We start from the raw sequence: 9,071 nt of genomic DNA on the forward strand, positions 1-9,071 counted from the left end.
TCCCGACCAATGTGCGCTCCTCGGGCATCTCGCTCGGCTACAACGGCACGTCGCTGATCGCCGGCTTCCTGCCGTTCATCGCCACCGCCGTGTACGGGGCGGTCGGCTGGATCGGCCCGGCACTGATCTTCATGTCGCTCGGCGTCGTCTCGACAGCGTGCGGCCTGATGACCCGCGAGACCGCCCCCGCCCGCGTTCGTGGCGTCAGCGAGCAGATGCGGACCAACTACGCCGACACGACGGCAACGAGCCACGCGACCTGAGACGAGACGAGATCGTGGCCGGCGCCAGCACCGCCGGTCCCGAGAGGCGCGCGATCGCGAGATCGCCCGCCACCGCCGTCGAAGAACTCGAAATCGAGAGATGGTGGACGTTTCTCGGGAACGGTTACGATCGACGGTGACAGGAAGCCGGGGCCTCCCCGGCTTCCTCGTTTCCGAGCCTCGGCCTTCGTGCACGACCCGACGAGCCGTCCGAAGAGACGCGTCGGGAGCACACTGCCAAGCAACGAGTGGGAGAGGTGGTCGAGTCGGCAGACGCGTGTCGGGACGTCTCGAACGTGGCGCCCCCGCAAAAATCGGACCGAGAGCGGTCGTTCCGGTGGTCCAGACGTCTGGAGGTTCGGATCAAAGCGGTTGCATGTCGCTGGTGAGGCAGCGATCCGGAACCGCGATGTCACCGGGCAATTCGCAGTCGGGCCGGAAGGCGAGCAGATAATCGGCCGCCTTGGACGCCGCCGAAGCCGCCCGGATGATGGCGCGGTTATCCTCCCGCATCACATCGAGCCATGAGCCGAGATAGTCGGCATGCCGCACGGTCGGCACGATGCCGAGCGACGCGCACGCGAACGCCGCCGTCATCTCGGCGACGAGCTCCTCCTGGGCGTACTTCTTCGAGCCGAAGGATCCGGACAGGTCGCGGGCCAGCCGGCGCTCGGCGCCGGACCAGTGGCCGAGCTCGTGCAGCGCGGTCCGATGCCAGTTCACCGGCTCGAAATAGGCCTGCGGCGGCGGCACTCGGATGGTGTCGGCCATCACGTCGTAGAAGGCGCGATCGCCGCCGATTCTGATGTCGGCCCCGGTCGCGCGGATCAGAGCTTCGGCCTGGGGCAGGATCAGGCCGATCTCGACCGGCGGAGCCGCTGCCGCAACCCCCTCGGGAAGGCCGTCACACTGCTCCGCGTTGAAGACCGTGAACCGCTTCAGAAACGGGATGGCCTGCGCGTCCTCGCCGGTCTCGCGCGCCCGCTCGCGCTCGCGGTCGGGAACGAAGCGATCGGCGAACAGCACCGTGGTCCCGCGCTCGCCCTTGCGGACGTGACCACCGAGCGCGAGCGCCTGCCGGAAGGTGAGCCAGCTCTGCGACGCGAACCCGAGCGCGACCACCGCGCCCCAGAGAATGAGCACGTTGATCCCGGAGTACCGCCGTCCGGTCGATGCGTTCTTCGGCAGCGCGAGCGGCGCCCGCACCGCCGAGGATCCCCACGGCTGGACCCACGGCACGCGGCCGGCCGCGAGCTCCGCGATGATCTTCGTCGTGATCTCTTCGTAGAGGTTGGTCCGGTCGTTCGTGGTTCTGCCGCGAGCCGCGGCCTTCGCCTGCATCCGAGTCATGGCGCATCCCCATGACGGGCAGGCCGAGAGCCTCTCTCTCGGCCTCCAATCCCGTCACGGCGAACCCGCCGAACTCTTCCTCTGAACGCCTCGACGGAGAGCCGTTTCGGCGACTCCCGGAGACCGTGTCGGGAGAACGGACAGGAAAGAAAAGCAGAACATACGTGTGCAAATTTTGCACACGACTCCCTACCAAGTCATTGAAATATAAAGTGTTTCATCCTAATCCATCATGGGCGCGACGGAGAATCTATGCCTTTGATTTATCGTCATGGCCTCCGCGTTCGGCCGCCCTCTCGGCGCGCACGGCGGGACCGCTGCCCGGTCCCGCACGCTCCAAGTCGGACGAAAAGGCGGCGTGTGTCAACGACACGCCCGTCCGCCACACGCTCCTTCGCCGACGCCACGCGGAGGCGAGGCGAGGCGAGCAACCAGTACCGCCGCTCGTCACACCGCCCGCTCGTCACACTGCCGAGCAGCTGCCCGACCGGACGCCGCGACGAAACGGCGCCGGCCCGGCCGCGCGACGACGGAGACGATCTCACTTCGGGGTGATGCCGGCGGCCGCCGCGGCGCCGCGGCAGAACTCGATGTCCTTGCGCAGGAACTCGGTGAAGCCCGCCGGCGTCGTCAGCTCCGGCGACACCTCCTGGATGCCGAGCTTGCCGAACTGATCGCGCACCGCGCTCGAGGCCAACGCGACGGTGAGCGACTTCTGCAGCTTCTCCACCACGCCGCTCGGCGCCCCGGCCGGCAGCAGCAGGCCGACATAGCTGCCGGCGATGAAGTCGGGCACGCCGCTCTCGATCATGGTGGGGACGTCGGGCGCCAGCGGCGACCGCTCCGCCGAGGCGACCGCGACGATGCGCACCTTGCCGTCGAGATGGAGCGGCAGCGGGATCGACACCTCGGTCATCGCCGCCGGCAGGTTGCCGCCGATCAGGTCCGGCATCAGCGCGCCGCCGCTGCGATACGGGATGTGGGTCACCTTGGCGCCGGTCTTGGCGGCGAAGCGCGCCAGCGTGAAGTGCGTCGCGCTGCCATAGCCGCTGGTGCCGACCCCGATCGGCGACGTCTTCGACAGCGCGACGAACTCCGCCACCGTCTTCGCCTCGAGCGACGGCGTCACCACCAGCGCGTGCGCCGTGATGCCGGTGATGCCGAGCGGCAGGAGGTCCTTCAGCGTGTCGTAGCCGACCTTCGCCTGAATGAAATGGTTGTTGACCAGCGGGCCATTGGGACCGACCAGCACGGTGTAGCCGTCGGGCGCCGCACGCGCGACCATCTCGGCGCCGATCGTTCCGCCCGCCCCCGGCCGGCGTCGGTATCACATCGCCTTTTCGACGCCGAACAACCGCTCCGGTTCTCGACCAGCAGCTTGCCATGAAGGGCGGGATCGGACGCGGAGGACGGGATGAAATCGACCAAATCGCCGTCGTTCGGCATCGTCTCGACGCACGGATGCGGCTCGGGCCGAAACCTCCGCGTCTTCGGTTTCACCTACGTAGTCTCACCGTTTCGGCGCGCGGGATCACGACCGACGATTGCAGGCGTGCGCGGCGAGCACCACGCGCCATCGCCTCGCGGGGCAAATCCGCGAAAACCCTCCGTTGCGGAACCCGGACTTGTTCCTCGCCCGCCGAGGCCATAAACCGACCCGACATGCACCCCGACCGGGAGGACAGATGACCGTCACGATGGTGAAGAAGGCCGAGCCGAGCGAACCGACCCTGAACGGCGCACCGGCGAGCGACGTCGCCGCCGCCGTGGGCTCCCCCAAGATACAGGTCGTGCCGCCGGTGTTCTACGTCTCGGCCGCCCTCATCATCGGCTTCGTGCTGCTCGGCGCCGTGTTCACCGACGCCACCGCCCAGATGTTCACGCTGCTGCAATCGGAGATCGTGCAGGACTTCGGCTGGTTCTACATCGTCGCGGTGGCGGGCTTTCTGATCTTCGTGCTGTTCCTGATGTTCAGCCGCTACGGCGACGTCAGGCTCGGCGCCGACGACAGCGAGCCCGAATACAGCTACGTCTCGTGGTTCGCGATGCTGTTCAGCGCCGGCATGGGCATCGGCCTGATCTTCTTCGGCGTCGCCGAGCCGATCCAGCATTACGCCTCGCCCCCGGTCGGCGAGGGCCACACCATCGGCGCGGCCCGCCAGGCGATGGTGCTCACCTTCTTCCACTGGGGTTTGCATGCCTGGGCGATCTACATCGTGGTCGGCCTCGCGCTCGCCTATTTCGCCTTTCGCCGCGGGCTGCCGCTCACCATCCGCTCGGCGCTCTACCCGCTGATCGGCAACCGCATCCACGGGCCGATCGGGCACGCGATCGACATTTTCGCGGTGTTCGGCACGATGTTCGGCATCGCCACCTCGCTCGGCCTCGGCGTCCTGCAGATCGACGCCGGCATCGCCCATCTGTTCGGCATCGAGACCGGGCTGCCGGCGCAGCTCGTGCTGATCACGGTGATCACCGGCATGGCGACCACCTCCGTCGTGCTCGGCCTCGATCGCGGCGTGAAGCGGCTCTCCGAGATCAACATCGTGCTGGCGGTGGCGCTGCTCGCCTTCGTGCTGGTCACCGGCTCGACCATCTTTCTGTTGCAGGCGTTCGTGCAGAACATCGGCGCCTATCTCGGCGCGGTGGTGCAGCGTACCTTCCGCATGTACGCCTACGAGCCCAATCCGTGGCTCGGCAACTGGACGCTGTTCTATTGGGGCTGGTGGATCGCCTGGTCGCCGTTCGTCGGCATGTTCATTGCCCGCATCTCGCGCGGCCGCACCATCCGCGAGTTCGTCACCGGCGTGCTGCTGGTGCCGGTGCTGTTCACCTTCCTGTGGATGACGGTGTTCGGCAACACCGCGATCGCGCTCGATCTGTCGGGCGCCGCGCCGCTCGCCGCGACGGTGGCGAACGACCTCCCGGTCGCGCTGTTCGAGACGCTCGAGCACCTGCCGCTCGCCACCGTCAGCTCGGCGATCGCGGTGTTGCTGATCGTCACCTTCTTCGTCACCTCGGCCGATTCCGGCGCGCTGGTGATCGACATGATCACCTCCGGCGGCGTCGATTCCCCGCCGGTGTGGCAGCGCGTGTTCTGGGCGGTGTCGGCCGGCGTCGTCGCCGCGGTGCTGCTGGTCGCCGGCGGGCTGAAGGCGCTGCAGACGGCGGCGATCGCCAGCGCGCTCCCGTTCGCCATCGTGATGGTGTTCATCTGCTACGGGCTCCTGCGCGCACTGCAGACCGAGGGCAAGGGCGTGCCGGCCGACCTCTCCACCGCCGACGACGGCCCGGACGAGGATCTCGGCGTCACTTGGCAGCAGCGACTCACCAGCATCACGCACTATCACGAGAAGCGCGAGGTCCTCACCTTCCTCGCCGACACCGCGGCGCCGGCGCTCGAGGCGGTCGCCGCGCAGATGCGGGAGAACCATCTCGAGCCACGCTTCCTGCGGCAGGACGACCGCATCGAGCTGACGGTGCCGCACGGCGAGCGCGGCGTGTTCGCCTACACCATCCGGGCGCGCGGCTACCGGGCGGCGAGCTTCGCCTGGGTCGAGACGCGGCGCAGCCACGACACCGACCGCCGCCATTATCGGGCGATCGCCGAATCCTCCGAGAGCGAGCAGTCGCACGACGTGACCGGCTTCACCCACGAGCAGATCATCAACGACCTCTTGAACCGCTACGCCCGCTTCCGCCAATCGCGCCGTCGCTCCGCCTGACGGCCGCTCCGCCCGACCGGCATCGCCGTCCGCCGGGACGGCGAGCCGTCGCGGCGCCCCGCCGCAAAGGGGCAACGCGGCGACCCGCCGCGGTGAGAGGGGCAAAATTCCCGCACTCCCTATCCGTTTTACCGGTATCATGCAGCCGAACGGCCGGCGTCGCGCGAGAACCGGCCGCGGGACTTTTTCCGTTCGGGGGGCTTTTTCATGGACCATGCCGTTTTCGTCTGCGACTGGGTGCGCACGCCGATCGGCCGCTACGGCGGCGCGCTCGCCCGCATGCGCACCGACGACCTCGCCGCCGCGCCGATCGCCGCGCTGCTGGCGCGCCACCAAACCCTCGACCGGGCGGCGGTCGACGAGGTGTTTTTCGGCTGCGCCAACCAGGCCGGCGAGGACAGCCGCAACGTCGCGCGCATGGCGCTGCTGCTCGCCGGGCTGCCGGAGAGCGTGCCGGGCGTCACCGTCAACCGGCTGTGCGGCTCGGGGCTCGAGGCGGTCGGCCAGGCGGCCCGCGCCATCGCGCTCGGCGAGGCGAGCCTGTGCATCGCCGGCGGCGTGGAGAGCATGACGCGCGCGCCGCTGGTGATGGGCAAGGCGCAGGAGCCGTTCCAGCGGGCGGCCGAGATCTTCGACAGCACGATCGGCTGGCGGTTCGTCAATCCGGCGATGCGAGCGGCCTACGGCACCGACTCGATGCCGGAGACCGGCGAGAACGTCGCGCAGGATCACGGCATCTCCCGCGCCGACCAGGACGCGTTCGCGCTGCGCTCGCAGCAGCGCGCGGCGGCAGCGCAGGCGCGCGGCTTCTTCGCCGAGGAGATCGTGCCGGTCTCGGTGCCGGCCGGAAAGGCCGGGCCGAAACCGATCGACACCGACGAACATCCGCGCGCCGACACCACGCCCGAGCAGCTCGCCAAGCTGAGGCCGATCGTGCGCCCCGACGGCACCGTCACCGCCGGCAACGCCTCGGGCGTCAACGACGGCGCAGCCGCCTTGATCCTCGCTTCGGAGGCGGCTGTTCGGAAACACGGCCTGACACCGCGGGCACGCGTGCTCGGCATGGCGTCGGCCGGCGTCGCGCCGCGGGTGATGGGGCTCGGCCCGATCCCGGCGACCCGAAAACTTCTGGCCCGGCTCGGCCGCGACGTCGAAAGCTTCGACGTGATCGAGCTCAACGAGGCCTTTGCCTCGCAGGCGCTCGCCTGCCTGCGAGGCCTCGGCCTTCGGGACGACGACCCGCGAGTGAACGCGAACGGCGGGGCGATCGCGCTCGGCCACCCGCTCGGCATGTCGGGCGCCCGCATCGTGCTCACGGCGGTGCATCAGCTCGCGGCGACCGGCGGGCGACTCGGCCTCGCCACCATGTGCGTCGGAATCGGCCAGGGCGTCGCGCTGGCGGTCGAGCGGGTGTGAGCGCAGCCCGCCCCTCGCGCCCTCGCACCCGTCGCGCCCTCGTGCAGGGAGTCGCGCATCCGGCTGTTCGGGCTAGGCCCCGGCTTCGGGACGCATGGTAAGCTGAGGCCGTGCGTCCACGCTTCTGTGACAAAATCGGCAGTCGACCGCGTTACGGCTTGGTTGCGCCTCAATTGAATGGCGAGAGGAAGACCGGCGGTCGCCGCTTCCGGCCGTGGGGCACCGTCTCGAAACCGAGGTCCCAACGGCGCTCCGCGCCCCCGTGCTGTCGGCGGCCGCCGTGAAATTCCCCCGACGATCCGCTATTCTCCCTGGAGGCGAGATCGGCGCCGGTGCTTTGGCACCGCGCGCACGGATGCGATTGCCGGACGAGATCGGAAGACGCCCATGTTGAGCAAGAAGGAGCGGGTGGCCGCCGTGTCGGTGGTCGCGAGCGGATCGCTCGCGGCCGCGAAGTTCGTCGTCGGCATCGCGATCGGCAGCCTCGCGCTGATCTCCGACGCGCTGCACAGCCTGATCGATCTCGGCGCGACGCTGGTCACCTGGTTCGCGGTGCGCATCTCCGACAAGCCGCCGGACGCCGAGCACCATTACGGCCACGGCAAGGTGGAGAGCCTCGCCGCGCTCGCCGAGACGGCGCTTCTGTTCGTGCTCGCCGGCGGCGTCGCGGTGGAGGCGGTGCAGCGGCTTCGCACCGAGGCGCCGCCGCCGGTCTTCTCGGTGATCCCCTTCGCCGTGCTCGGGGTGGAGATGGTGATCAACGGCTGGCGCGCCTGGGCGCTGCGCAAGACGGCGCGAGAAACCGGCAGCCAGGCGCTGGAGGCCGATGCGCTGCACTTCACGTCGGACATCTACAGCTCGGTCGCGGTGATCGTCGGCCTGGTGCTCGCAGCCTACGGCCATGCCTGGGGCGACGCCGCCGCCGCCCTCGCGGTCGCCGCCATCGTCGCCGGCCTGGGTATGCGGATGAGCCGCCGTACCATCCTGGCGCTGATCGACACCGCGCCGCCCGGCATCCGCGACCGCGTCGCGCGGATGATCACCGCCGTGCCGGGGGTGGTGCGGATCGAGCGGCTCCGGGTGCGCATGGTCGGTCCGCGCCACTTCGTCGACGCCGCCATCGCGGTGCCGCGCACCATGCCGCTCGACCGCGTCGCCGCGCTCGAGGGCCAGCTCCAGGCGACCGTCGAGCGCTCGCTCGGCGACGCCGACCTCACCGTCTCGACCACGCCGGTCGCGCTCGACGACGAGAGCGTGCAGGAGCGCATCATGGTGATCGCCCGCAATCGCGGGCTCGCGGTGCATCACCTCACCGTCCAGGCGATCGGCGACCGCTTGGCGGTCGCGCTCGATCTCGAGGTCGACGCCGACCTGCCGATGGGCCGCGCCCACGAGATCGCCACCGGCCTCGAGGAGGCGGTGGCGGCCGAGCTCGGCCCGACCGTCGAGGTGGAGACCCATATCGAGCCGCTGCAGGCGCCGCAGCTGCCCGGCCGCGAGGCCGAGCCCGCGCGGGTCGCCGAGCTGCACCGGGCGCTCGCGACGCTCGCGATCGACAATCCGGCGCTGCGCAACGTGCACGACGTGCGGGTTCGGGAAACGCCGGGCGGAGAGATCGTCGTGTTCCACTGCCACATCGATCCGGCGCGCAGCGTGCTCGACGTGCACGAGGCGGTCGACGAGCTGGAGCGCGGCTTGCGGAAACGATACCCGGCGATCCGGCGTGTGATCGGCCATGCCGAGCCGCGCCAGGCCGACGCCTCGGCGCCGCCGCTGGCGATGGCCGGCCGGTGAGCTTTTTCTCGCCGCCGGCGTGTGCGAGAACCGGGGCCGTCCGTGGCCGCCGGCCGGACGCTCGACAAGAAGACCACCAAGAACGAGAGGTCTGCCGATGACCGAGAAGAAGACCGACGTCGCCGCTTTGCCCTTCGAGAAGGCGCTGGAGGAGCTCGAGCAGATCGTCGCGCGGCTGGAGGATGGCCGGGTGCCGCTCGAGGAGTCGGTCGCGATCTACGAGCGCGGCGAGGCGCTCAAGCGCCGCTGCGAGGATTTGCTGCGCCGGGCCGAGGCGCGGGTGGAGAAGATCACGCTCGACGCCGCCGGCAAGCCCAAGGGCACCGAGCCACTCGACGTGGAGTGATACGGTTTCCGGCTGAACGGCTCGGGTTCTTACCCTCTCCCGTGGGGAGAGGGTCGGCGAGCGCAGCTCGACGGGCCAAGGGGCGTATGCTTCGGTGATTTGCTCGAGGTCCCCCTTGGCCGGACCGCTTCGCGGTCCGACCTCTCCCCGCCGGGGAGAGGTGGAGGCCGTGCCGTG

The 9,071-nt window shown here is 69.8% G+C and carries 6 protein-coding genes and 1 pseudogene; 5 read left to right on the top strand and 2 right to left on the bottom strand.

What is annotated here, in order from left to right:
• Positions 1-263 (top strand): hypothetical protein (locus tag A33M_RS21210; protein WP_040622426.1); only part of this gene is annotated, 263 nt, incomplete at its 5' end.
• A gap of 363 nt (positions 264-626) precedes the next feature.
• Here A33M_RS21210 and A33M_RS21215 read toward each other — a convergent pair.
• A complete protein-coding gene (locus tag A33M_RS21215) occupies positions 627-1,613 on the bottom strand; it encodes an ArdC family protein (RefSeq protein ID WP_052027169.1) in 987 nt (328 codons plus the stop codon).
• Between the two features lie 541 nt (positions 1,614-2,154).
• Positions 2,155-2,919, bottom strand: a pseudogene (locus tag A33M_RS21220) (Bug family tripartite tricarboxylate transporter substrate binding protein); the annotation flags it as partial.
• Between the two features lie 379 nt (positions 2,920-3,298).
• Here A33M_RS21220 and A33M_RS21225 point away from each other — a divergent pair.
• From A33M_RS21225 to A33M_RS21240, 4 genes are all read left to right on the top strand, one after another.
• Entirely contained in the window at positions 3,299-5,338 is a 2,040-nt protein-coding gene (locus tag A33M_RS21225; protein WP_008391822.1) for a BCCT family transporter, read from the top strand.
• A gap of 207 nt (positions 5,339-5,545) precedes the next feature.
• The gene (gene pcaF / locus A33M_RS21230) at positions 5,546-6,754 is read left to right on the top strand and encodes a 3-oxoadipyl-CoA thiolase (protein ID WP_008391824.1); all 1,209 of its coding nucleotides are present in this window, start codon (positions 5,546-5,548) and stop codon (positions 6,752-6,754) included.
• 387 nt (positions 6,755-7,141) lie between these two features.
• Positions 7,142-8,548 carry a cation diffusion facilitator family transporter gene (locus A33M_RS21235; protein WP_008391826.1) on the top strand — a complete coding sequence of 469 codons (1,407 nt, stop codon included), beginning with the start codon at positions 7,142-7,144 and terminating at the stop codon, positions 8,546-8,548.
• Positions 8,549-8,645: 97 nt separating this feature from the next.
• Positions 8,646-8,894: an exodeoxyribonuclease VII small subunit gene (locus A33M_RS21240; protein ID WP_008391828.1), complete on the top strand. Its 249-nt coding sequence runs from the start codon at positions 8,646-8,648 to the stop codon at positions 8,892-8,894.
• Positions 8,895-9,071: the final 177 nt, after the last annotated feature.

The organism is Rhodovulum sp. PH10 (genome assembly GCF_000293785.1).
GTDB lineage: Bacteria > Pseudomonadota > Alphaproteobacteria > Rhizobiales > Xanthobacteraceae > Rhodoplanes.